Source organism: Streptomyces sp. NPDC041784 (assembly GCF_055591025.1).
On the sequence record NZ_JBVJAB010000015.1, the window covers coordinates 209,608 to 231,280 of the forward strand.

Annotated in this window: 18 protein-coding genes; 6 read left to right on the forward strand and 12 right to left on the reverse strand. The window is 71.6% G+C overall.

Translation table 11 applies throughout. The annotated features are described in order from the left end of the window. The first annotated feature begins 192 nt into the window (after positions 1-192). Both ACZ6D7_RS29970 and ACZ6D7_RS29975 read left to right on the forward strand, forming a co-directional pair. Positions 193-798 (forward strand): YceI family protein, encoded by a 606-nt coding sequence (locus ACZ6D7_RS29970; RefSeq protein ID WP_469497312.1) that lies wholly within the window; start codon positions 193-195, stop codon positions 796-798. Positions 799-900: 102 nt separating this feature from the next. Then, positions 901-1,539, forward strand: a complete 639-nt coding sequence (locus ACZ6D7_RS29975; protein WP_469497315.1) for a hypothetical protein — start codon at positions 901-903, stop codon at positions 1,537-1,539. A gap of 52 nt (positions 1,540-1,591) precedes the next feature. Here the strand turns inward: ACZ6D7_RS29975 and ACZ6D7_RS29980 are convergent, their stop codons facing one another. Further along, positions 1,592-2,173 (reverse strand): YdeI/OmpD-associated family protein, encoded by a 582-nt coding sequence (locus ACZ6D7_RS29980; protein ID WP_469497318.1) that lies wholly within the window; start codon positions 2,171-2,173, stop codon positions 1,592-1,594. Positions 2,174-2,377: 204 nt separating this feature from the next. Here ACZ6D7_RS29980 and ACZ6D7_RS29985 point away from each other — a divergent pair, with 204 nt between their 5' ends. Both ACZ6D7_RS29985 and ACZ6D7_RS29990 read left to right on the forward strand, forming a co-directional pair. Further along, entirely contained in the window at positions 2,378-2,626 is a 249-nt protein-coding gene (locus ACZ6D7_RS29985; protein ID WP_469497321.1) for a hypothetical protein, read from the forward strand. A gap of 207 nt (positions 2,627-2,833) precedes the next feature. Continuing rightward, positions 2,834-3,616 (forward strand): serine protease, encoded by a 783-nt coding sequence (locus ACZ6D7_RS29990; protein WP_469497324.1) that lies wholly within the window; start codon positions 2,834-2,836, stop codon positions 3,614-3,616. Positions 3,617-3,724: 108 nt separating this feature from the next. Here ACZ6D7_RS29990 and ACZ6D7_RS29995 read toward each other — a convergent pair whose 3' ends face one another. Both ACZ6D7_RS29995 and ACZ6D7_RS30000 read right to left on the reverse strand, forming a co-directional pair. After that, positions 3,725-5,083, reverse strand: coding sequence for a hypothetical protein (locus ACZ6D7_RS29995; protein WP_469497327.1), 1,359 nt, complete (start codon positions 5,081-5,083; stop codon positions 3,725-3,727). An 85-nt stretch (positions 5,084-5,168) separates the two neighbouring features. Then, positions 5,169-8,198 carry a glycoside hydrolase family 3 protein gene (locus tag ACZ6D7_RS30000; RefSeq protein WP_469497329.1) on the reverse strand — a complete coding sequence of 1,010 codons (3,030 nt, stop codon included), beginning with the start codon at positions 8,196-8,198 and terminating at the stop codon, positions 5,169-5,171. A 133-nt stretch (positions 8,199-8,331) separates the two neighbouring features. On the opposite strand from ACZ6D7_RS30000, the gene ACZ6D7_RS30005 reads away from it, so the two are divergent. Next, on the forward strand, positions 8,332-10,209 hold the full coding sequence (locus tag ACZ6D7_RS30005) for a lectin (protein WP_469497332.1): 1,878 nt from the start codon (positions 8,332-8,334) through the stop codon (positions 10,207-10,209). Between the two features lie 57 nt (positions 10,210-10,266). Then, a complete protein-coding gene (locus tag ACZ6D7_RS30010; RefSeq protein WP_469497335.1) occupies positions 10,267-10,869 on the forward strand; it encodes a GPP34 family phosphoprotein in 603 nt (200 codons plus the stop codon). Positions 10,870-10,879: 10 nt separating this feature from the next. On the opposite strand, the gene cimA is transcribed toward ACZ6D7_RS30010, so the two are convergent. The 9 genes from cimA to pruA all read right to left on the reverse strand — a co-directional run bounded on the left by cimA (position 10,880) and on the right by pruA (position 21,669). Next, positions 10,880-12,493 carry a citramalate synthase gene (cimA, locus tag ACZ6D7_RS30015; protein WP_469497338.1) on the reverse strand — a complete coding sequence of 538 codons (1,614 nt, stop codon included), beginning with the start codon at positions 12,491-12,493 and terminating at the stop codon, positions 10,880-10,882. 283 nt (positions 12,494-12,776) lie between these two features. Beyond that, the gene (locus ACZ6D7_RS30020; RefSeq protein ID WP_469497342.1) at positions 12,777-13,373 is read right to left on the reverse strand and encodes a TetR/AcrR family transcriptional regulator; all 597 of its coding nucleotides are present in this window, start codon (positions 13,371-13,373) and stop codon (positions 12,777-12,779) included. 12 nt (positions 13,374-13,385) lie between these two features. Beyond that, positions 13,386-14,423, reverse strand: a complete 1,038-nt coding sequence (locus ACZ6D7_RS30025; protein ID WP_469497344.1) for an agmatine deiminase family protein — start codon at positions 14,421-14,423, stop codon at positions 13,386-13,388. 26 nt (positions 14,424-14,449) lie between these two features. Beyond that, on the reverse strand, positions 14,450-16,123 hold the full coding sequence (locus ACZ6D7_RS30030) for an urease subunit alpha (RefSeq protein WP_469497346.1): 1,674 nt from the start codon (positions 16,121-16,123) through the stop codon (positions 14,450-14,452). Beyond that, entirely contained in the window at positions 16,120-16,800 is a 681-nt protein-coding gene (ureA, locus tag ACZ6D7_RS30035) for an urease subunit gamma (protein ID WP_469497347.1), read from the reverse strand. Before ureA ends, ACZ6D7_RS30030 begins: the two co-directional genes overlap by 4 nt. Positions 16,801-17,004: 204 nt before the next feature. Further along, entirely contained in the window at positions 17,005-18,093 is a 1,089-nt protein-coding gene (locus ACZ6D7_RS30040; protein ID WP_469497349.1) for a branched-chain amino acid aminotransferase, read from the reverse strand. A 254-nt stretch (positions 18,094-18,347) separates the two neighbouring features. Beyond that, the gene (locus ACZ6D7_RS30045; protein WP_469497353.1) at positions 18,348-19,391 is read right to left on the reverse strand and encodes a 3-isopropylmalate dehydrogenase; all 1,044 of its coding nucleotides are present in this window, start codon (positions 19,389-19,391) and stop codon (positions 18,348-18,350) included. A gap of 171 nt (positions 19,392-19,562) precedes the next feature. Further along, on the reverse strand, positions 19,563-19,703 hold the full coding sequence (locus ACZ6D7_RS30050; protein ID WP_469497355.1) for a hypothetical protein: 141 nt from the start codon (positions 19,701-19,703) through the stop codon (positions 19,563-19,565). 334 nt (positions 19,704-20,037) lie between these two features. After that, on the reverse strand, positions 20,038-21,669 hold the full coding sequence (gene pruA, locus ACZ6D7_RS30055) for an L-glutamate gamma-semialdehyde dehydrogenase (RefSeq protein ID WP_469497358.1): 1,632 nt from the start codon (positions 21,667-21,669) through the stop codon (positions 20,038-20,040). Positions 21,670-21,673: the final 4 nt, after the last annotated feature.

Genomic DNA, 21,673 nt, shown 5'->3' on the forward strand with positions numbered 1-21,673 from the left:
CGACGGAGTGACGGGGGCGAGCCTAGCCCCGTCGCCCCGGGACCTGACAGAGTCCCGGCCCTCTCGCGACACACCCTCGGATAAATGTTGAACGTTGAACGGAATAGGTCTAGGGTCGTCATCGTTGGAGGTCGTTGAGTGTTAAACATTCTGGACCTTCACTCGTCCGCCCCGTCCCCCGAGGAGCACACCATGGGTATCTTCAGCCGCAAGAGCGACACCGAGACCGCCACCGCCACCGCCGCCGTGAACCCGGAGCTGGCCGCGCTGACCGGCGACTACACGATCGACCCGTCCCACTCCACCCTCGGCTTCGTCGCGCGTCACGCCATGGTCACCAACGTCAAGGGCAAGTTCCTCGACTTCACCGGCTCGCTGCACCTGGACGGCACGGACCCGTCCCGCTCCACGGCCACCCTCGACGTCACGATGGAGAGCATCGACACGGGCTCCGCGGACCGCGACGGCCACCTCAAGAGCGCGGACTTCTTCAAGACCGACGAGTTCCCGACGATGACGTTCCGCTCCACCGGCGCGGAGGCCCTCGGCGGCGACGACTACCGCATCACCGGCGACCTGTCGATCCTCGGCGTCACCCGGCCGCTCACCATCGACCTCGAGTTCAACGGTTCCGCCAAGGACCCGTTCGGCAACGAGCGCGTCGGCTTCGAGGGCAAGGCGGAGATCCTCCGCTCGGAGTGGGGCCTGACCTGGAACGCGGCGCTGGAGACGGGCGGCGTTCTCGTCTCGGACAAGATCAAGCTGAACTTCGACATCTCGGCGATCAAGAACGCGTGACGATACGCCCATACAGGGCAGAGTCGCGATACATACGACATGAAGGGGCCGGAAGTGATCAACTTCCGGCCCCTCGTTGTGATCTGTGCCACAGTCGCTGACATGAGCACCAGGACAGGGCCCCAGCACTACCCGGGGGCGAACCGGGACCATTGGCACCAGGAGAAGTTCGGCGGTGACCGGATGGAGGTCAACGTCGTCGTCCTGCACACCACGGAGGGGCGGTCGCTGCCCGACTACCAGGGCGGCGCGAGCGCGCCGAACCTCACGGCCGTGCCGGACCTCGCCGCCCGGAAGCTGAAGTGGTTCCAGCACTTCGACATCGACATCTCCTCGCGCGCGCTCGCCAACCTGCGCGGCGGCGTCGAGACGAACACCCTCAACGTCTGCCAGGTGGAACTCGTCGGCACCTGTGACCCCAAGACGCACACCAAGTGGGAGACGGCCGGCAAGGGTCACATCTACTGGCCGAAGGCCCCCGAGTGGGCGCTGCGCGGTGTCGCCCAGTTCCTGGCGTGGGCCCATCTCCACCACGACGTACCGCTGCGCGGGCCGGAGCTGTGGCCGGCCTACCCCAAGTCCGCGAACAACGGGGGCGGGCAGCGGATGAGCCATGCGAGCTGGAACGCATTCAAGGGCGTGTGCGGGCACATGCACGTCCCGGAGAACGACCACGGCGATCCCGGCGCGATCGACTTCGAGGAACTGCTCGGCTTCGCCAAGTCGGCGGCGCAGGACTGACCACAGCTCTACCGACCACAGCTCGACCGACCACGGATCGACCGAACACGGCTCACGGGTTCCCGGCGGCCGCCTCCAGCTTCACCACGGCGGCCGCCGCCCGGGCCCGCCTGCCGCGCGGGGTCCGGGCCTTCAGCAGCCCGAGCATGACGAGGTACCGATCCGTCCGGCCCAGCGCGTCGAACACCGCCTTGGCGCGCGGGTGGGCCTCCAGCGCGGCCACCAGCTCCTCGGGTACGGCCGCCTCCTTCTGCGAGGCGTACGCCGCCGCCCATCGCCCGTCGGCCCGGGCGGCCGCCACCTCGGCGAGACCGGCCGGCCGCATCCGTCCCTCGGCGGTCAGCTCCTCGACCCGCCGCACGTTCACCGCCGACCAGAGGCTGCCCGGCCGCCGCGGGGTGATCCGCTGGAGGTAGTGGGTGCCGTCGAGCCCCTTGCGGTGGCCGGTGATCCAGCCGTGGCAGAGGGCCGTGTCGTTGACCTCACGCGCGCCGACCGAGACCAGCCCCGAGTCCTTCTTGGCGACCTTCACCCAGAGGCCCGGGTGCGGGGCCGGGTGCTCGGTGAGCCAGGCGTCGAGGGCGTCGGCGGAGGCGAAGGGGAGCGGCGTGCCGGGATCGGTCGTCGGGGTCATGGGACCACCGTAGGAGCGGAATAGGTCAGGTACCGTCCTAGTGACCGTCTTTTCGGCACCGGATCCCCTGGAGCGGCTTCCTTGAACGCCTCGCCCGCCGAACCCGTCGACTGGGTGCTCGTCGCCTCGTACCGGAACCTGCCGGGGCGGCCGACTCCCCTGGCCGCCGTGCACGGTTGACTGCGGGAGCGGGGGATCGACTGGATGCCGTTCGTCGTGGACGAGATGCGGTGGGACCTGCTGTGCGGGCGCGGGGAGGACGGGCACTGGTGGGGGTCGTTCTCCGTGTTCGTCGACGCGCGGGCACTCGCGCTGCTCGGGCTGCATCCCGAGCAGGCCTCGGCCGTCGTCGCGGGCGCGTCGCCGCCGGCCTGGTGGCATGCCGCGGGTGAGCGGTACGCGGCCTCGCGGTGGCCGCTCGTACGGCTCGGCGAGGCGTCGGCACAGGCATAGGCGGCGAGGGGTAGGCGCGGGTGGGCGGTGGCGCCGCGCGGGGTGTGGCCGAATCGGCCCCCTTGTGCACCGGCTCACAGGGTTCACATAATCCAGCAACAGATTTGACCTGACCATGCCAGAGCATGGCTCCTCTCGCTTTGCGTGCCGTGTTGTCTGACATGCGCATGTCATTAGGCGCTCCACCCCCCACACGGAGGCAGCACCTTGAAGAAGCTCCTCACCGCGCTCAAGAGACTCGCGGCGGTCGGCGCCGCCGCGCTCGCCATCGCCAGCCTTCAGCCCGTCTCGGCCGCGCAGGCCGCTCCCTCGCCCGTCGTCGGCGGAACCCGCGCCACGCAGGGCGAGTTCCCGTTCATGGTCCGGCTTTCGATGGGCTGCGGCGGCGCGCTCTACACCCAGCAGATCGTGCTCACCGCCGCGCACTGCGTGGGCAGCACCGGCGCGAACACCAGCATCACCGCCACCGCCGGCGTCGTCGACCTGCAGTCCACCAGCGGCCGGGTCCGGGTCCGCTCCACGTACGTGTACCGGGCCCCCGGCTACAACGGCAACGGCAAGGACTGGGCGCTGATCAAGCTCGCGCAGCCCATCAACCTGCCGACGCTGAAGATCGCCACCACCACGCAGTACAACACCGGCACGTTCACCGTCGCCGGATGGGGCTCGGCCACCGAGGGCGGCGCCCAGCAGCGCTACCTGCTGAAGGCCACCGTGCCGTTCGTCAGTGACGCGACCTGTCGCACGTACAGCGGCTACAGCGGGCTCGTCGCGAGCGACGAGATCTGCGCCGGCTACGCGGCCGGCGGCGTCGACACCTGCCAGGGCGACTCGGGCGGCCCGATGTTCCGCCGGGACTCCGCCAACGCCTGGATCCAGGTCGGCATCGTGAGCTGGGGCATCGGCTGCGCCCGGCCCAACGCCCCGGGCGTCTACTCCGAGGTGTCCACCTTCGCCTCGGCGATCGCCTCCGCGGCGGCCTCGCTCTGACACCCCCCACCAGCACGCCGTAGGCCCTCTCGGCCGTACGGGATCCACGGGTCCGGCGCCGCACCGCGCCGGGCCCGTTCCGGTGTGCGGGGCCCGCACACCCGAGCTCTAGAAGCCCCCGCCGAAGTCCCCGCCCCCACCGAAGTCCCCGCCCCCGAAGCCCCCGCCGTCGCCGAAGCCGCCGAAGTCGCCCTGGTCGAAGTCGGCGCCGGAGACGTCGCCGCCCTCGTAGCCGCCGAAGTCGCCGTAGCCACTGCCGTAGTCGGCCGCGTAGGACGGGGAGGCCATCATGCCGCCGAGCATGGTGCCGATGAGCAGGCCGGGCAGGAGGCCGCCGCCGAAGTAGCCGCCGGCCCAGGGGCCGTAGGCCGGGCCCGCCTCCCAGTACGGGCGGCGGCCGTAGTCGCTGTCGACCTCGCGGATCACCGGGTCGCGGCCGTCGGCCAGCCGGGTGGCGTCCGCCGCGCAGACCGGGACGTCGCGCGGGGATCCGCCGGGTGGTGTCCAGGCGGCGTCGCGGACGGAGGGGCCGTGGCGCGGGTCGAAGAAGCAGGGCGGACGGCGTTCGGGAAGGGCGCGGCGCTCACGGCGGGCGGCCAGCTGGGCCAGGGAGAAGCGGCCGTCCTCCAGCGCCTCGGTGACCGGACGGACGTCCTCCGGCCGGTTCGCCGCCGCCATCCCCGACTTGGCCCGGTCGTAGGCGTCCAGGGCGCGCTCGTAGTCGCCGCGCATGGCGTCGTCGGCGCCGGGCTCGGCGGGGTGGAAGTCCAGCCGGTCGAGTTCCTCGCCGAAGGCGGTGATGTCCTCGTCGACGACCACCCGCAGCCGTTCGAGGGCGGCGCGCTGCTCCTCCGCGTGCCGCCGGCGCCTGCGCCGCACCACCGTGTAGGCGCCCGCGCCGCCGGCCACCAGGACCACGCCCGCGGTGACCAGCGCGGCCGTCGACACCCCGCCGCCCTCACCGGAGGAGCCCCAGCTCGCGGGCGCCGAGCCGTTCATGTTCGCCAGGGCGCGGTCGGTGAAGTCGTCCAGCTGGGTGGCGGCGTCGCTCTCGTCCTCGACGCTGGTGACGAGGTTGCGGACGGCCTGGCGCGGCATGACCGAGGCGTCGGCGCGGGCGTCGAAGCGCTCGCCCAGGCGGATCGCGTACAGGCCGGTGACGCCGGTGGCGGTGCGCAGGTCGGTGAAGAGGTCCGCGGTGGGGTGGCCGGCCGGGAGGACCGCGATGAAGAGGGGTTTGTCGGCGTTCTCGATCTGGTTCCGGAGGGCCTGCGCGTCCGCCCGGGAGAGCTGGTCGGACGCGGCCGGGTCGACGTAGACCGGGCTCTCGCGCAGGGCCTGGGCGATCGTCGAGACGCTGGTCGCCGCGTCGGCGCGCGGGGCGCCCGCCACCAGCAGGGCCAGGACGGCGAGCGCTACCGCGGCCACCAGGGCGAGAGTGCTCCGGGCCGATGACACGACCTTCATATATAGAAACTACCCGAAATCACTCAAATCGGTCACCAGTCCGGCCGGGGACGGCGGGCTCGGTCCGCCGTCCCCGGCCGCGGACTCAGCCCGCCCGGTACGCCTCCGTCAGCTTCTCCACGGCCGCCCCGTACCGGCCGGTGAGCAGCAGATGGTCCGCGTCGGCGAACGGTTTCGCGACCCGTGCCGTGAGGCCGCCTCCGACCTTCTGCTGGACGATCAGCCGGGCCTTGGTGACCAGGGCGCGGCCGGCCGTGCCGGAGCCGGTGCGCTCGGCGGCCGCGGCCGCGAGACGGAGCGCCTTCAGGGTGGCCGTGCCCCCCTGCGGCACCTTGGTCAGGGTCGTCAGACCCCAGCCGTACGGGTACTGCGGGTCGTAGGCCGTGTCGCCGACGTTGATCGGCAGCTGGGCCTCGGAGCGGGGCCAGGTGACGGGAAGCTGCCCGGTGAAGGCCCGCCGGCCGTAGAGCACGTCGGCCACGCCGTCGCCCTCGGTGCCCGGCAGCCAGCTCGCGACCAGGGCGTCGATCTCCCCGAGCCGGTCGCCGATCAGCTGCGGACGTCCGGAGACGACCAGCACCGCGCACTTCATCGCCGCGCACACCCTGTCCACGGCCGCCCGGTCGGCGGCGCTCAGCTCCAGGTCGTGACCGTTGCCGACGTCTCCGACGCCCTCGGCGTACGGGGTCTCGCCGACCACGACCACGCCGACGTCATGGCCGGTCAGGGGCGCGGAGGCGTCCTTGGACCAGGTGACCGCGCCGCCCGCCTTCCGTAGGCCCTCCAGGATCGTGGTGCCGGGGGTGATGTCGCCGGACGCGCCCTGCCAGGTGACCGTCCAGCCGCCGGTCTGGTTGCCGATGTCGTCGGCGTTGGAACCGGCCACGTAGACCTTCTGGGACTTCTTCAGCGGCAGCAGGGCGCCGTCGTTCTTCAGCAGCACCTGCGAGGCGGCGGCCGCCTCACGGGCGACGTCCCGGTGGGCGGCGGAGCCGATGCGGGAGGCGCCGCCGGTGTCGGCGTACGGCTGCTCGAAGAGGCCGAGGCGGAACTTCTGGGTGAGGATGCGGGAGACCGCGTCGTCCAGCCGCCGCCGGCTGACGCCCCCGGCCTTCACCTCGGAGATCAGGGTCGAGCTGAACTCCTTGTAGCTGTAGGGCACCATCATCATGTCCACGCCGGCGTTGACGGCGGTGCGGACGTGGGAGGCGTAGTCGCCCGGCAGCTGGTCGATGGCGTTCCAGTCGCTGATCACGAAGCCGTCGAAGCCCATCCGGTTCTTCAGGACGCCGTTGATCATGTCGGCGCGGGCGTGCATCTTCACCGGGCCCCGGCCGTCGCCCACGACGTCGAGGGAGGAGTAGGACGGCATGACCGTGCCGACGCCCCGGTCGACCGCCTCCTGGTACGGCGCCAGGTGGACGGCCTCCAGCTGCCGCCGGGTGACCTCGGTGACGCCCTGGTCGATGGTGTACGTGCCGGTGGTGGAGGAGCCGTAGGTGGTGCCGCCGTCGCCGACGAAGTGCTTGGCGGTGGCCAGGACCTTGTCGCCGTCCTTCAGGTCGCTGCCGTCACGGGCGCCCTGGAGGCCCTGGATCACCGTCTCCATGGACTCCACGAGCGCCGGGTCCTCGCCGAAGGCCTCGTAGGAGCGGCCCCAGCGTTCGTCGCGGGTGACGCAGAGGCAGGGCGCGAAGTCCCAGGGGACGCCGGTGGCGCGGACCTCGGCGGCGGTCACCGCGCCCGTCCGGTAGGCGAGTCGCGGGTCCCGGGTCGCGCCGATGCCGATGTTGTGCGGCATGACCGTGGCGCCGACCAGGTTGTTGTGGCCGTGGACCGCGTCGACGCCGTAGATCAGCGGGATCTGGAGGCGGGTCGCCTGCGTCCGGAGCTGGAAGGCGTCGATCATCTTCGCCCAGGCTTCCGGGGTGTTGGGCGTCGGCGTCGAGCCGCCGCCGGACAGGAGCGAGCCGAGGTCGTGGGCGGCGATGTCACCGGGCGCGGTGAGCGCGCCGCGCTCGGCCTGGGTCATCTGGCCGGCCTTCTCCTCCAGGGACATCCGGGAGACCAGGTCGCGGACCCGCTTGCGCACGGGCAACTCGGCGTTCAGATACGGCAGTCCGTGCGCCTCGACGACGACCTGCGGGGTCTCGGCGGGCGGCTTGGCGCCGGTGACGGTCAGCTTCAGGGGGATCGTCTCGGCGACCTCGCCGGTCCGGTCCCTGACGGTCGGGACCTCGATCGTGCGGGAGGTGCCGGAGGCGGTGCCCGCCGGGAAGGTGACGGTGCCGGAGACGGGGGTGTAGTCGGCGCCGGCGGACGCGGAGCCGCCGGCGGTCTCGTAGGCCACGGTCACCGGCTGGTCGGCGGGGGCCGCGCCGGTGGTGGCGAGGGTGACACGGACGGCGGCGGTGGCGCCCTCCGCGACCGGGTACACGGCGGCGTCGGTGGTGACGGACGCGCGCAGCGCCTGGTCCGCGCGGCCGTACAGCTCCACGCCGTCCATCGCGAACTCGCCGCCCGCGCCGGTGGGGAGCGTGACGGCGTACCCCCACATCCGCGTGAGCCCGAGGACCTGGTCGATGCCGCCGACGGGCTGGTAGTCGGTGCGGTAGGCGAAGTCGGAGAAGGGGATCTCGATCCGCTTCCAGCCGGTGAAGTCGTCGGTGAAGGAGGTCGTCCACAGCTCGGACGCCTCGCCGTGGGCGCCGCCGTCCTTGATCTCGAAGTTGATCTTCCGGCCGTCGCCCCGGCCGTCCCACCAGAACCGGATCCCGCGGTGGGCGGACCAGTCGTGGGCGGGTTCGGCCGCGGCGTAGTCGTGGGTGAAGCCGCCCCAGCCGCTGATGGCGTAGGTGCCGGCGAGGACCTTCTCGCCCTCCGGGGCGTCGGGCCGCTCGGCCAGCCGCAGGGTGGGCGGATCGTCGGCGTCCCCGCCCCAGGTGAAGAGGCCTTCGGCGGGCTGGGCGGCGAAGGGCACCTCGCCCTCGAAACGGTCGACGGGGGTCGGGGCGGGCTCGTCGGCGGCGCGGGAGGCGGCCGGCGTCAGCAGTGCGGCGAACAGGGCGGTGGAGACGAGCAGGGCCGTTCTCGGTACGGACCGATCCCTTGGCATAGACCTTCCCTCGGCTCTCGGGTCTCTGGTTCACTCAGGGCTCGCGCGGTTCACTCATGACTTAGATCATGCCGTGAGTTAACTGGCGCCACGCAGACCCGTCAAGACGTCCCGTCAAGAAGGGCGACGCACCATGAGACGCACCATACGGAGAACCCCCCACGCGGTCCGGCTGCTGCTGGCCGGACTGCTCTCCACGGCCGGTCTCCTCTCGGCCGCACCCCCCGCACAGGCCGCCGGCGAGCAGGTCACCGCCTGGCTGACCACCACCGACGACGCCGGCGGCCGGCACGTGGTCCGCGGCCTCCAGCAACAGGCCCCGTTCGCCTTCCAGGCGGGCGCCGGCGGTGACGGCGAGAACATCACCGTCGACGAGAACACCCGCTACCAGACCTTCACCGGCGGTGGGGCGTCCTTCACCGACACCGCGGCCTGGCTGATGAACGGCAGCGAGGCGCTCACGCAGGCCACCCGGGACGCGACCATGCGCAAGCTGTTCTCGCCGACCGAGGGCATCGGGCTGTCCTTCCTGCGCAACCCGATGGGCGCCTCGGACCTGGCGCGGTTCGGGTACACCTACGACGACCTGCCGGCCGGGCAGACGGACGCCTCGCTGTCCCGGTTCTCGATCGCGCACGACCTCGCGGACGTCGTGCCCCTGACCCGGCAGGCGCTCCAGCTGAACCCGTCCCTGACCGTGATGGCCTCGCCCTGGACGGCACCGGCGTGGATGAAGGACAGCGGGCAGCTCAACGGGGGCTGGCTGAAGTCCGAGTACTACGGGGCGTACGCCTCGTACTTCGTGAAGTACCTCCAGGCGTACCGCGACCAGGGGATCCCGGTGGCGTACGTGACCGCGCAGAACGAGCCGACCTGCTGCTCGGGCTACCCGTCGATGAGCTGGAACGCGAGCGGGCTGGCGTACTTCACCAAGAGCGAGCTGCTGCCGAAGCTCCAGGCGGCGGGGCTGTCCACGAAGGTCCTCGCACACGACTGGAACTGGGACGTGTACGACGCGTACGCCGCCCGGACGGTGGACGACGCGGCGGTCCGCAGCCATCCGAACTTCGGCGGGATCGCCTGGCACGGCTACGGCGGTGACGTCACCGAGCAGACCGCCGTCCACAACCAGTACCCGCAGCTGGACGCCTTCGGCACCGAGCACTCGGGCGGCACCTGGATCGCCGACCAGCAGCGCGAGGACATGCTCAACATCGTGGACTACACCCGCAACTGGGCGAAGTCGGTGACCAAGTGGTCGCTGGCCGTCGACCAGAACCGGGGGCCGCACAACGGAGGCTGTGGGACGTGCGGCGGGCTGATCACCGTGCACAACGGGGACGGCGCGAGCGGGACCGTCGACTACACGGTCGAGTACTACACGATGGGCCATCTGACGAAGTTCGTCCGCCCCGGCGCCCAGCGGATCGCCTCCACCGCCTCCTCCACCGTGCCGAACGTGGCCTGGCGCAACCCCGACGGCTCGAAGGCGCTGATCGCCTACAACGACGCGGCCACGGCCCGGACGGTGACCGTCAACTGGGGTTCCCAGCACGCCACCTACTCACTGCCCGGCAAGACCTCGGCGACCTTCACCTGGTCCGGCACCCAGTCCGGCGACGCCGAGCGGTCGGGCTCCCTCACCGGGCTCGCGGGCAAGTGCCTCGACGTGGCGGGCGGTTCGAGCGCCGACGGGACGGCGGTCCAGCTCTACGACTGCAACGGCACGGCGGCCCAGACCTGGACCGTGCGGCCCGACGGGTCGGTGCGGGCGCTCGGCAAGTGCCTGGACGTGACGTCGGGTTCGACCGCCGACGGCGCGAAGACGCAGTTGTACACGTGCAACGGCTCGGGCGCGCAGCAGTGGTCGTACAGCACCTCGACGGGTGACGTGGTGAACCTGACCGCGAACAAGTGCCTCGACGTGACGGGCAACTCGTCGGCGAACGGGGCACGGGCCCAGATCTGGTCGTGCACGGGCGCGGCGAACCAGAAGTGGACCTTGCGGTAGAACGTGCTTCGGGCCGGTGCCTGGTGGACGATGGGGGAAACCGACCTGGAGTCCGACATGACCACTGCACGGGACCTGTTGTTCGTCTCCCTGGACGTACCGGCCGACCGGCCCGTGGAACAGGGAGATCTGTCGCTGGCCCTGGCGGGGGCCGAGCTGGCCGATCTGCTGGCCGCCGGCGCGGTGACGCTGGACGACGACCGCGTCCTGCCCGGCACGGTGCCGGCCATGGGCGACCGGCTGCTGGACGAGGCCGGGGCGGCCCTCGCCCGGCAGCCGCCGCACGAGTCCGTGGAGGACTGGCTGTGGCGCCGGGGGGACGGTCTGGCCGCCACCTACGCCGCGGCGCTGGAGGCCGAGGAGCGGGCCGGCCGGCCCCGCCGCCCCTGGCCGGCGCGCTCCGGCAGGCGGGGCGCTCCGGCCGAGTCGCCGGCCCGGCGGGAGGCGGCCGGCCACTGGGCCTCCCGCGAGCCCGTGCTCGTCGGGCTCGCGGCCGCCCTGGGCATCCCCGAGGAAGGGGCGGCCGAGCCCTCGGGCCTCCCCGACGACACGGTGGCCGTCCTGGCGGCCGTGGGCGGCGCGCTGACCGAACTGGAGGCCGTACGGCAGCGCCGCCGGATCGAGGACTCCGCCTTCGACAACGTCTGGCGGGCTCCCTGATCCGCCGTGCTCACTCCGCCGGCGTCACACCCGCCCGCAGCAGGCCGTACGTGTACGCGTCCTCCAGGGCCTGCCAGGAGGCGGCGATGACGTTCTCCGCGACGCCCACCGTGGACCACTCCCCCGCCCCGTCCGTCGTGGAGATCAGGACGCGGGTGGTGGACTGGGTGCCGTGGACGCCCTCGAGGATGCGGACCTTGTAGTCGACCAGGTCGAGCTTGGCCAGCTGGGGGTAGATCTTCTCCAGGGCCACGCGCAGGGCACGGTCGAGGGCGTTGACCGGGCCGTTGCCCTCGGCCGTGGCGACGATGCGCTCGCCCTTGGCCCAGAGTTTGACGGTGGCCTCGTTGGCGTGGGTGCCGTCGGGGCGGTCCTCGACGATGGCCCGCCAGGACTCCACCTCGAAGTAGCGCAGCGGCTTGCCGCCCTGGACCTCGGTGCGCAGCAGGAGTTCGAAGCTGGCGTCGGCCGCCTCGAACGTGTAGCCCCTCAGCTCGCGTTCCTTGACCCGGTCGACGACCCGGCCGACCAGTTCGCGGTCGCCGCCGAGGTCGATGCCGAGTTCCTTGCCCTTCAGCTCGACCGAGGCGCGGCCCGCCATGTCGGAGACCAGCATGCGCATGGTGTTGCCGACCTGCTCGGGGTCGATGTGCTGGTAGAGGTCCGGGTCGACCTTGATGGCGGAGGCGTGCAGGCCGGCCTTGTGGGCGAAGGCGGAGACGCCGACGTACGGCTGGTGGGTGGAGGGGGTGAGGTTGACGACCTCGGCGATCGCGTGCGAGATACGGGTCATCTCGCGCAGCCGGCCCTCGGGCAGCACCTTCTTGCCGTACTTCAGCTCCAGCGCCGCGACGACCGGGAAGAGGTTGGCGTTGCCGACGCGCTCGCCGTAGCCGTTCGCGGTGCATTGCACGTGGGTCGCGCCCGCGTCCACCGCGGCCAGGGTGTTGGCCACCGCGCAGCCGGTGTCGTCCTGGGCGTGGATGCCGAGCCGGGCGCCGGTGTCGGCGAGGACCGTGGAGACGACCGCCTGCACCTGGGCGGGCAGCATGCCGCCGTTGGTGTCGCAGAGGATCACCACGTCCGCGCCGGCCTCGGACGCGGCGCGGACCACGGCCTTGGCGTACTCGGGGTTGGCGCGGTAGCCGTCGAAGAAGTGCTCGCAGTCGACGAAGACCCGGCGGCCCTGCGCACGGAGGTGGGAGACCGTGTCCCGGACCATCTCCAGGTTCTCGTCCAGCGTGGTGCGCAGGGCGAGTTCCACATGGCGGTCGTGGGACTTGGCGACGAGGGTGATGACCGGGGCGCCCGAGTCCAGGAGCGCCTTGACCTGCGGGTCCTCGGACGCCTTGGCGCCGGCCCGGCGGGTGGCGCCGAAGGCGACCAGCTGGGCGTTCCTGAACTCGATCTCCTGCTGGGCGCGGGCGAAGAACTCGGTGTCGCGCGGGTTGGCGCCGGGCCAGCCGCCCTCGATGAAGCCGACGCCGAAGTCGTCCAGGTGCCGTGCGATCGCGAGCTTGTCGGCGACGGTGAGGTTGATGCCCTCCCGCTGGGCGCCGTCGCGCAGGGTGGTGTCGAAGACGTGGAACGAGTCGTCGAGCTCGCTGGTTGCCGTCTCGGTCATGGTCTCAAGGCTCCTGTTGTGGATCTTCGGTCTTACCGGAATGACCGGCTCCACCGTCCCCATGGTCCCTCGTGCGCTCGCTCCCGGCTGCGGGTGGGCCAGAAAAGCGAAAAACCTCTCGCGGGTGCGAGAGGTCTGCGCGCGGGTCGAGGACGACGGTGGCCACCCGTACCTGGTCGTACGTGGTGGTCACTGCGGACCGGCGCGCCTGCTGCCAATAATCGTGGCGAACGAGAACACGGGGGCAGTTTGGCACAAGCCGCCCGGATGCCCACGGGGTGTCTCAGAATGCGAGCAGCGCCGTATCGAGGAACTCACGGACGTGGGCGAGCACCTGCTCCCGGTCGGTGCCGCGCAGACCGATCGCCACATGGATGGAGAAACCGTCCAGCAGGGCGCGCAGCCGGGCGGCGAAGCGGTCGGGGTCGACGGGACGGAACTCGCCGCGCGACACCCCCTCGGCGAGCAGGGCGACCAGGTCGCGGTGCCAGGCGCCCTCGATGGCGGCCTGCCGGTCGCGGGCCGCGTCGTCGGCGTTCTGCGAGCGGTTCCAGACCTCCAGCCAGAGCGTCCAGTGCGGGTCGCGGTGGCCGGCCGGGACGTACAGGTCGACGTACGCGTCCAGCCGCTCGCCGACGGGGGCGGGCCGGGTGAGCAGCCGGGCGCGCTCGACGCCGAGGCGGCCCTCGCTCCACTCCAGGGTCCGCAGCAGCAGTTCGTCCTTGGAGTGGAAGTAGTAGAGGAGGTGCCCGCTGCTCATGCCGACCTCGCGGCCGAGCGCCGCCATCGTCAGCTTCTCCAGACCGCGCTCGGCGATCATGGCCATGGCGACGGCGAGGACGTCCTCACGGGGAGGGGCGGTCTTGCGCGCACCGGCCATCCGCTGCTGCTCCTAGATCCTCGGCTGCTGTTGCGTGACGCAGTGGATGCCACCGCCGCCGGAGAAGATCGTACGGGCGTCGACCAGCGTGACCGTCCGCTCGGGGAACAGCCGGCGGAAGATGCCCGCCGCGATCTCGTCCCGGGGGTCGCCGAAGCCGCAGAGCACGACCGCGCCGTTGCACAGGTAGTGGTTGATGTAGGAGTAGTCGGCCCAGTGCCCGTCGGCCTCCAGGACGGTGGGCGCCGGGACCTCGACGACCTCCAGGCGGCGGCCCCGCGCGTCCGTCCGGGCCTTCAGCGCCCCGATGACCTCCTTCGTCACCTCGTGGTCGGGGTGCGCCGGATCCGGCTGGGAATGCGCGACGACGACCCCGGGGCGGGCGAACGCGGCCACGATGTCGACGTGCCCCAGGGTGCCGAAGCCGTGCGGGGGATAGTCGCCGGTGAGGCCGCGCGGCAGCCAGATCGCCGTACGGGTGCCGAGCATGGCGTGGATCTCGGCCTCGACCTCCTCGCGCGTCCAGCCGGGGTTGCGTTCCGGGCCGAGCTGGACCGTCTCCGTCAGCAGGACCGTGCCCTCGCCGTCGACATGGACCGCGCCGCCCTCGTTCACCAGCTTCGAGGCGTACGTCCGTGCCCCCGCGAGCTCGGCGACGTACCCGGCGATCCGCGCGTCGTGCTCCCAGCGGGCCCAGGGCTGGGCGCCCCAGCCGTTGAACGTCCAGTCGACGGCGGCGAGTTCGCGGCCGTTCGTCAGGAAGGTGGGCCCGATGTCGCGCATCCAGGCGTCGTCGAGGTCGCGTTCGACGGTGTCGACTCCCGGGCCGAGCAACGCCTGCGCGTCCGCCGACTGACCCCGGCCGCACACGACCGTCACCGGCTCGAAGCGGAGGACGGCACGGGCCACCGAAGCCCAAGCCATCCGGGCGGTGATGAGCTCGTCCCGGTCGGCGAAGGTGGGGTTGGGGCCCGGCCACGCCATCCAGGTGCGTTCGTGCGGGGTCCACTCGGCGGGCATGCGGAAGCCGTCGGCGGCGGGTGTGGTCATGTCCGATGTCCTTGAAAAGAGGGGTCTCAGAGGAAGTACAGGCGGTTGAGGGAGACGGACTCGGCCGGCTCGGAGCGCAGCGGTTCACCGTCGAGGGTGACCAGCCCCGTGCGCTGGTCGACGTCGACCGCTCCGGTACGGGAATTGAGGCGCAGGTCGGCCGGGCCGATCCCGCGGGTGCCGCGTACGGCGACCCGGCGGCGGCGGGTCGGCATCCGGTCGTCTCCCTGGTCGAGGGCGGCGCGGGCGACGAAGGCCACGGAGAGATCGGCGGGCGTGGCGCCGTACGCCCCGAACTGCGGGCCCAGGACGAGCGGTTCACAGGTGTCCGTGGCGGCGTTGGGGTCGCCGACCACGCCGTACGCCGGGAAGCCCGACTTCAGGACCAGCTGCGGCTTGGCGCCGAAGTACTCGGGCCGCCACAGCACGATGTCGGCCAGCTTGCCGGTCTCGATCGACCCGACCTCGTGCGAAAGGCCGTGGGCGATGGCCGGGTTGATGGTCAGTTTGGCCAGGTAGCGCAGGACGCGCTCGTTGTCGTGGCCGTCGTCCGGCGCGCCGAACTCGGCCTTCATCTTCCCGGCCATGGCGAACGTACGGCGGACCGTCTCGCCCGCCCGGCCCATGCCCTGCGCGTCGGACGAGGTGATGCCGATCGCGCCCAGGTCGTGCAGCACGTCCTCGGCGCCCATGGTGCCGGCCCGGATGCGGTCGCGGGCCATGGCGGCGTCGCCGGGCAGGTCGGTCTTCAGGCCGTGGACGGAGACGATCATGCCGTAGTGCTCGGCGACGGCGTCCCGGCCGAAGGGCAGGGTGGGGTTGGTGGAGGAACCGATGACATTCGGGACACCGGCCATCTTCAGGACGTTGGGCACGTGTCCGCCGCCGCAGCCCTCGATGTGGAAGGCGTGGACGGTCCGCCCTTCCAGCACCCGCAGGGTGTCCTCGACGGACAGGCATTCGTTCAGCCCGTCGCTGTGCAGGGCCACCTGGACGTCGTGCTCCTCGGCGACCCGCAGCGCCGTGTCCAGCGCCCGGGTGTGGGCGCCCATGTCCTCGTGCACCTTGAACCCGCACGCGCCGCCCTCGGCGAGCGCCTCGACGAGCGGCGCCGGGTGGGACGACGAACCCCGGCCCAGGAAGCCGATGTTGACCGGCCAGGCGTCGAAGGCGTTGAACGCGTGCCGCAGCGCCCAGGGCGAGTTGACGCCGACGCCCCACACCGGCCCGAACTCCTGCCCGATGATCGTCGTCACCCCGGAGGCCAGCGAGGCCTCCATGATCCGCGGCGACAGCAGGTGGACATGGGTGTCGACGGCCCCGGCGGTGGCGATCAGCCCCTCACCGGACACGATGGACGTCCCGGTGCCCACGACGACGTCGACCCCGTCGAGGGTGTCGGGGTTCCCGGCCCGTCCGATCGCGTGGATCCGGCCCTCGCGGATGCCGATGGAGACCTTCCGGATCCCTTGCACCGCGTCGATCACGACCACGTTGCTGATCACGACGTCACAGGTCGCGCGGACCGCGGCGGCCTTGAGGTGCAGTCCGTCGCGGGCGGTCTTGCCGAACCCGGCGAGGAACTCGTCGCCGTAGCGCTGGGAGTCGGACTCGACGCGGATCGTCAGCCCCGAGTCGCCGAGCCGGATGCGGTCTCCGGCGCGCGGGCCGTGGGTGGCGGCGTACTCGTACGGATTCACCGCTCCGCTCCCAGATATCCGCAGGCGGCGGCCCGGCGAAGGGCCTCCCGCTTGGCGCCCGGCGCGTCCAGCGGGCCGTCGACCAGCCCGGCGAAGCCGATCGCGATCCGCTCGCCGCCGATCGGCACCAGCCCGACCTCGGCGCTCTCCCCCGGCCCGAAGCGCACGGAGGACCCGGCGGGGACGGCGAGCCGCATCCCGTAGGCCCTTTCCCGTACGAAGTCCAGGCGCGGGTTGGCCTCGAAGAAGTGGAAGTGGGAGGTGACGGAGACCGGCACGGCGGCGGTGTTGGTGACGGTCAGCCGCAGCAGGGGCTCGGGCTCGGTGTGCCCGGGCCCCGGCAGCAGCGCGCCGGGAGCCCGCTCGCCCAGGCCGCCGCCGATCGGGTCGGAGATCACCGCGAGCCGGGAGCCGTCGTCGAAGACGGCCTCGACGTGGACCTCGGTCACGACGTCCGCGACGCCGGGCAGGACGTCGTCCGGCCCGAGGACCGACCGGGCGCGCTCGATCGCCTGGGCGAGCCGGGCGCCGTCGCGGGCGGCCTCGCAGACGGTGTCGGCGACGAGGGCGGTGGCCTCCGGCACGTTCAGCCGCAGCCCCCTCGCCCGGCGGGCCCGGGCCAGTTCGGCGGCTCCGAAGAGCAGCAGGCGGTCGCGCTCGGTGGGGGTGAGTCGCACGGTGCCCTCCTTTTGCTTAGAGCGTCACTCTAAGCAGGTCGGCAGCGAAAGCGAAAGACCCGCGGACTTCACTTTTGAGCGCCGCTCAATCCCGCACGACTCCCGGGAACGGGACAGGGCCGCCACGGACACGGTGTCCGGACGGCCCTGATCGTGAGGGAGCGACCTGATCGGGAGGGAACGACCCTGACCAGGAGGGGACGGCTAGCCCAGCTCGTGCATCCAGCCGTGCGTGTCCTCGGCCGTGCCGCGCTGGATGTCCAGCAGGGCCTGGCGCAGCTTGAGGGTGACCTCGCCGGGCTCGCCGCCCGACTGCTGCCACTCGGAGCCGGTGCGCTTGACCGTGCCGACCGGGGTGATCACGGCGGCGGTGCCGCAGGCGAAGACCTCGGTCAGGGTGCCGTCGGCGGAGTCGCGCTGCCACTGGTCGACGGAGACGCGGCCCTCCTCGGCCTCGTAGCCGAGGTCGCGGGCGACCGTGAGGAGGCTGTCGCGGGTGACGCCCTCCAGGATGGAGCCGGTGAGGGACGGGGTGATGATCTTGTTGCCGTACACGAAGTACAGGTTCATGCCGCCCAGCTCCTCGACCCACCTGCGCTCGACCGCGTCGAGGTAGCAGACCTGGGCGCAGCCCTGCTGGGCGGCCTCGGCCTGGGCGAGGAGGGAGGCGGCGTAGTTGCCGCCGGTCTTGGCGTCGCCCATACCGCCGGGGACGGCGCGGACGTGGTCCTCGGAGACCCAGATGGAGACGGGCTTGACGCCGCCGGGGAAGTAGGCGCCGGCCGGGGAGGCGATCACCAGGAAGAGGTACTCGTTGGCCGGCTTCACGCCCAGGCCGACCTCGGTCGCGATCATGAAGGGGCGCAGGTAGAGGGACTCCTCGCCGCCGTGCGCGGGCACCCAGTCCTTGTCCTGGGCGACCAGCGCGTCACAGGCCGCGACGAACGTCTCGATCGGCAGCTCGGGCATGGCCAGCCGGCGGGCGGAGGCCTGGAAGCGCAGGGCGTTGCGGTCCGGGCGGAAGGTGGCGACCGAGCCGTCGGGGCGGCGGTAGGCCTTCAGCCCCTCGAAGATCTCCTGGGCGTAGTGCAGGACGGTGGTGGCCGGGTCGAGCGGGATCGGCGCGTACGGGACGAGCTGGCCGTCGTGCCAGCCGCGCCCCTCGGTCCACTTGATCGTCACCATGTGGTCGGTGAAGTGGCGGCCGAACCCGGGGTTCGCCAGGATCGCCTCCCGCTCGGTGGCGGCGAGGGGGCTGGCGGAGGGCTTGAGCTCGATCGTGGGCGTCGTCATGAGTGGTTGTCCTTCACCGGTTGTAGTGACGGGCCGCGCTCACGCCCGCACGGCCGGTGGCCAGTGCTAGGACGTCCGAGCATTCCCTCATTTCGCGGCTCCGCGTTCGATTATCGCAAGCGGGATCCGAGGAAGAAAACGGCGTGAATGCGACCCGGGGATGATGGTGGCACCCGGCGGGGGACATGCGGAAGCCGCCGGGCGCGGATGCGACCCGACGGCTTCGTGCAGCGTGTGCGGCGCGGCTCGGCGGGTCAGCCGGCTACTCGTACGGCGAGCGCGTCGCCGATCTCGGAAGTGGAGCGGGCGGGCTTGCCGGTGCGCTCCGCGAGGTCGGCGGAGACGGCGTCCTCGATGCGGGCGGCCTCGGAGTCGTAGCCGAGGTGGCGCAGGAGGAGGGCGACGGACAGGACCGTGGCGGTGGGGTCGGCCTTGCCCTGGCCGGCGATGTCGGGCGCGGAGCCGTGCACGGGCTCGAACATCGACGGGAAGTCGCCGGAGGGGTTGATGTTGCCGCTCGCGGCGACGCCGATGCCGCCGGAGACGGCCGCGGCGAGGTCGGTGATGATGTCACCGAAGAGGTTGTCGGTGACGATGACGTCGAACCGCTCGGGCTGGGTGACCAGGTAGATGGTCGCCGCGTCGACGTGCATGTACTCGGTGGTGACCTCGGGGAACTCCTCGGCCACCTTGTTGAAGACGTTGGTCCACAGGTGACCCGCGAAGGTCAGCACGTTGTTCTTGTGGATCAGCGCGAGCTTCTTGCGGGGGCGGGCCTGGGCGCGGGCGAAGGCGTCGCGGACCACGCGCTCGACACCGAAGGCCGTGTTCACGGAGACCTCGGTGGCGACCTCGTGCTCGGTGCCCTTGCGGATGGTGCCGCCGTTGCCGGTGTACGGGCCCTCGGTGCCCTCGCGGACCACGACGAAGTCGATCTGCGGCTCACCGGCGAGGGGGGTCGCCACACCCGGGAGCAGCTTGCTCGGACGCAGGTTGACGTGGTGGTCGAAGGCGAAGCGGAGCTTGAGCAGGAAGCCGCGCTCCAGGACGCCGGAGGGGACCGACGGGTCGCCGATGGCGCCCAGCAGGATGGCGTCGTGCCGCTTCAGCGCGTCGAGGTCGGCGTCGGTGAGGGTCTCACCGGTGTCGTGGTACCGCTTGGCGCCGAAGTCGTACTCCTCGGTCTCCAGCTTCACATCCTGCGGAAGGACGGCGGAGAGGACCTTGAGACCTTCGGCCACGACCTCCTGGCCGATGCCGTCACCGGGAATCACTGCGAGATTGATGCTGCGAGACATGCGGGAACCCTACTCCTCGTCCCATGGGATGACACGGACCGTCCGCCATACGGACGGCGCGCGCCCTGCGGGCAACGGGAGTTCGAGGTGCGGCGGGGTCCGAAGTCCCGTTCGAGACCCGCGCCGCACCCCGTGCGGGTGCGGCTCCCGGACTTGATCGGCCGGCCCGGTCTACGGGTGGCCGTGGCCGGTCTCGCCGCCGTTGTCGCGGCGGTCGAGGGCACGCTGGAGCGCGGCGGCGGCGTTCTTGCGGTCGGACTCGCTCGTGCGGGAGGTGTGGCGGACTCGGCGGCGGACGGTCGTCTCGGCCATGGGAAATCGACTCCTTCGAGGAACCAGGGAGTGCGGACGGGAGAGACTCCCCCACTGCCCGATAGGCGTGGGTGGTGCCCCCAGAGGGGCGGGGAGCGGGTGGGCCACAGGGGTTGCCTGCACGGGGCCCGGCTCTCGACCGCCATTCGCTTGATCGAGCGAGACGTTCGGCTCCTACAAAAGTAAGGGAGGAGCACGCGCCTGTCTCCACAATTACTCGGACTTCCTACTATCTGAGACGGCGGACCCGGTCACCCCCCGCCGGCCTGCGCTTTTCCGGGCACGCGAAAGGGCCGGACCCTCGTGAGGTCCGGCCCTTCTCGCTGTGGGGGTGTCAGCCCATGTGCGGGTACCCGTAGTCGGTCGGGGCGACCAGCGTCTCCTTGATGGCGCGGGTCAGCGTCCAGCGCATCAGGTTCTGCGGGGCACCGGCCTTGTCGTTGGTGCCGGAGGCACGGCCGCCGCCGAAGGGCTGCTGGCCGACGACGGCACCGGTCGACTTGTCGTTGATGTAGAAGTTGCCGGCCGCGTAGCGCAGCCGCTCCATCGTGTACGCGGTCGCGGCGCGGTCGCCGGAGATGACCGAGCCGGTCAGGGCGTAGTCGGACACCGACTCCATCTGGGTCAGCATCTCGTCGTACTTCTCGTCCTCGTAGACATGCACGGCGAGGATCGGGCCGAAGTACTCGGTGGTGAAGACCTCGTTCTCCGGGTCGGTGCACTCGATGACCGTCGGCCGGACGAACCAGCCGACCGAGTCGTCGTAGGAGCCGCCCGCGACGATCGTGCAGCTCGGGTCGGCCTTGGCGCGGTCGATGGCGGCCTTGTTCTTGGCGAACGAGCGCTCGTCGATGACGGCGCCGATGAAGTTCGACAGGTCGGTGACGTCACCCATGGTCAGGTAGTCGACCTCGGCCGCGAACTCCTCCTTGAAGCCGGAGTTCCAGATCGACGCCGGGACGTAGGCGCGGGAGGTCGCGGAGCACTTCTGGCCCTGGTACTCGAAGGCACCCCGGGTCAGGGCCGTCTTCAGGACCGCGCGGTCGGCGCTCGGGTGGGCGACGACGAAGTCCTTGCCGCCGGTCTCGCCGACCAGACGCGGGTAGGAGCGGTACTTCTCGATGTTGGTGCCGACCGTCTTCCACAGGTACTGGAAGGTCTTGGTCGAGCCGGTGAAGTGGATGCCGGCCAGGTCGCGGTGGACGAGGGCGACCTCGGAGACGGCGATGCCGTCACCGGTGACGAGGTTGATGACGCCCTTGGGCAGGCCCGCCTCCTCCAGCAGCTGCATGAGCAGCACGGCGGCGTGCGTCTGGGTCGGCGACGGCTTCCACACGACCACGTTGCCCATCAGCGCGGGGGCCGTCGGCAGGTTGGCGGCGATGGCGCTGAAGTTGAACGGCGTGATCGCGTAGACGAAGCCCTCGAGCGGGCGGTGGTCGAGGCGGTTCCACACGCCCGGCGAGTTGGCCGGGGGCTGCTCGGCCAGGATCTGGCGGGCGTAGTGGACGTTGAAGCGCCAGAAGTCGACCAGCTCGCAGGGGCTGTCGATCTCGGCCTGCTGGGCGGTCTTGGACTGGCCGAGCATGGTGGAGGCGGCGATGGTCTCGCGCCAGGGGCCGGCCAGCAGCTCCGCGGCGCGCAGGATGATCGCGGCGCGGTCGTCGAAGGACATGGCGCGCCAGGCGGGCGCGGCGGCGAGGGCCGCGTCGATCGCGTCCTGCGCGTCCTGCTGGGTGGCGTGGCGGCCGGTGCCGAGGATGGCCTTGTGGTTGTGCGGCTGGACCACCTGGAACGACTCGCCGCCGCCCGTCCGCCGCTCGCCGCCGATGGTGCAGGGCAGGTCGATCGGGTTGTCGGCCAGTTCCTTGAGCTTGGCCTCCAGCCGGGCGCGCTCGGGCGAGCCGGGGGCGTAGCCGTGCACCGGCTCGTTGACGGGGGTGGGGACCTGGGTCACAGCGTCCATGGGA

Bases quoted from the DNA above. Each gene is read 5' to 3' on its own strand.
- ACZ6D7_RS29970 (WP_469497312.1), top strand. From the start codon at position 193: ATGGGTATCTTCAGCCGCAAGAGCGACACCGAGACCGCCACCGCCACC.
- ACZ6D7_RS29975 (WP_469497315.1), top strand. From the start codon at position 901: ATGAGCACCAGGACAGGGCCCCAGCACTACCCGGGGGCGAACCGGGAC.
- ACZ6D7_RS29980 (WP_469497318.1), bottom strand. From the start codon at position 2,173: ATGACCCCGACGACCGATCCCGGCACGCCGCTCCCCTTCGCCTCCGCC.
- ACZ6D7_RS29985 (WP_469497321.1), top strand. From the start codon at position 2,378: ATGCCGTTCGTCGTGGACGAGATGCGGTGGGACCTGCTGTGCGGGCGC.
- ACZ6D7_RS29995 (WP_469497327.1), bottom strand. From the start codon at position 5,083: ATGAAGGTCGTGTCATCGGCCCGGAGCACTCTCGCCCTGGTGGCCGCG.
- ACZ6D7_RS30000 (WP_469497329.1), bottom strand. From the start codon at position 8,198: ATGCCAAGGGATCGGTCCGTACCGAGAACGGCCCTGCTCGTCTCCACC.
- ACZ6D7_RS30005 (WP_469497332.1), top strand. From the start codon at position 8,332: ATGAGACGCACCATACGGAGAACCCCCCACGCGGTCCGGCTGCTGCTG.
- ACZ6D7_RS30010 (WP_469497335.1), top strand. From the start codon at position 10,267: ATGACCACTGCACGGGACCTGTTGTTCGTCTCCCTGGACGTACCGGCC.
- cimA (WP_469497338.1), bottom strand. From the start codon at position 12,493: ATGACCGAGACGGCAACCAGCGAGCTCGACGACTCGTTCCACGTCTTC.
- ACZ6D7_RS30020 (WP_469497342.1), bottom strand. From the start codon at position 13,373: ATGGCCGGTGCGCGCAAGACCGCCCCTCCCCGTGAGGACGTCCTCGCC.
- ACZ6D7_RS30025 (WP_469497344.1), bottom strand. From the start codon at position 14,423: ATGACCACACCCGCCGCCGACGGCTTCCGCATGCCCGCCGAGTGGACC.
- ACZ6D7_RS30040 (WP_469497349.1), bottom strand. From the start codon at position 18,093: ATGACGACGCCCACGATCGAGCTCAAGCCCTCCGCCAGCCCCCTCGCC.
- ACZ6D7_RS30045 (WP_469497353.1), bottom strand. From the start codon at position 19,391: ATGTCTCGCAGCATCAATCTCGCAGTGATTCCCGGTGACGGCATCGGC.
- ACZ6D7_RS30050 (WP_469497355.1), bottom strand. From the start codon at position 19,703: ATGGCCGAGACGACCGTCCGCCGCCGAGTCCGCCACACCTCCCGCACG.
- pruA (WP_469497358.1), bottom strand. From the start codon at position 21,669: ATGGACGCTGTGACCCAGGTCCCCACCCCCGTCAACGAGCCGGTGCAC.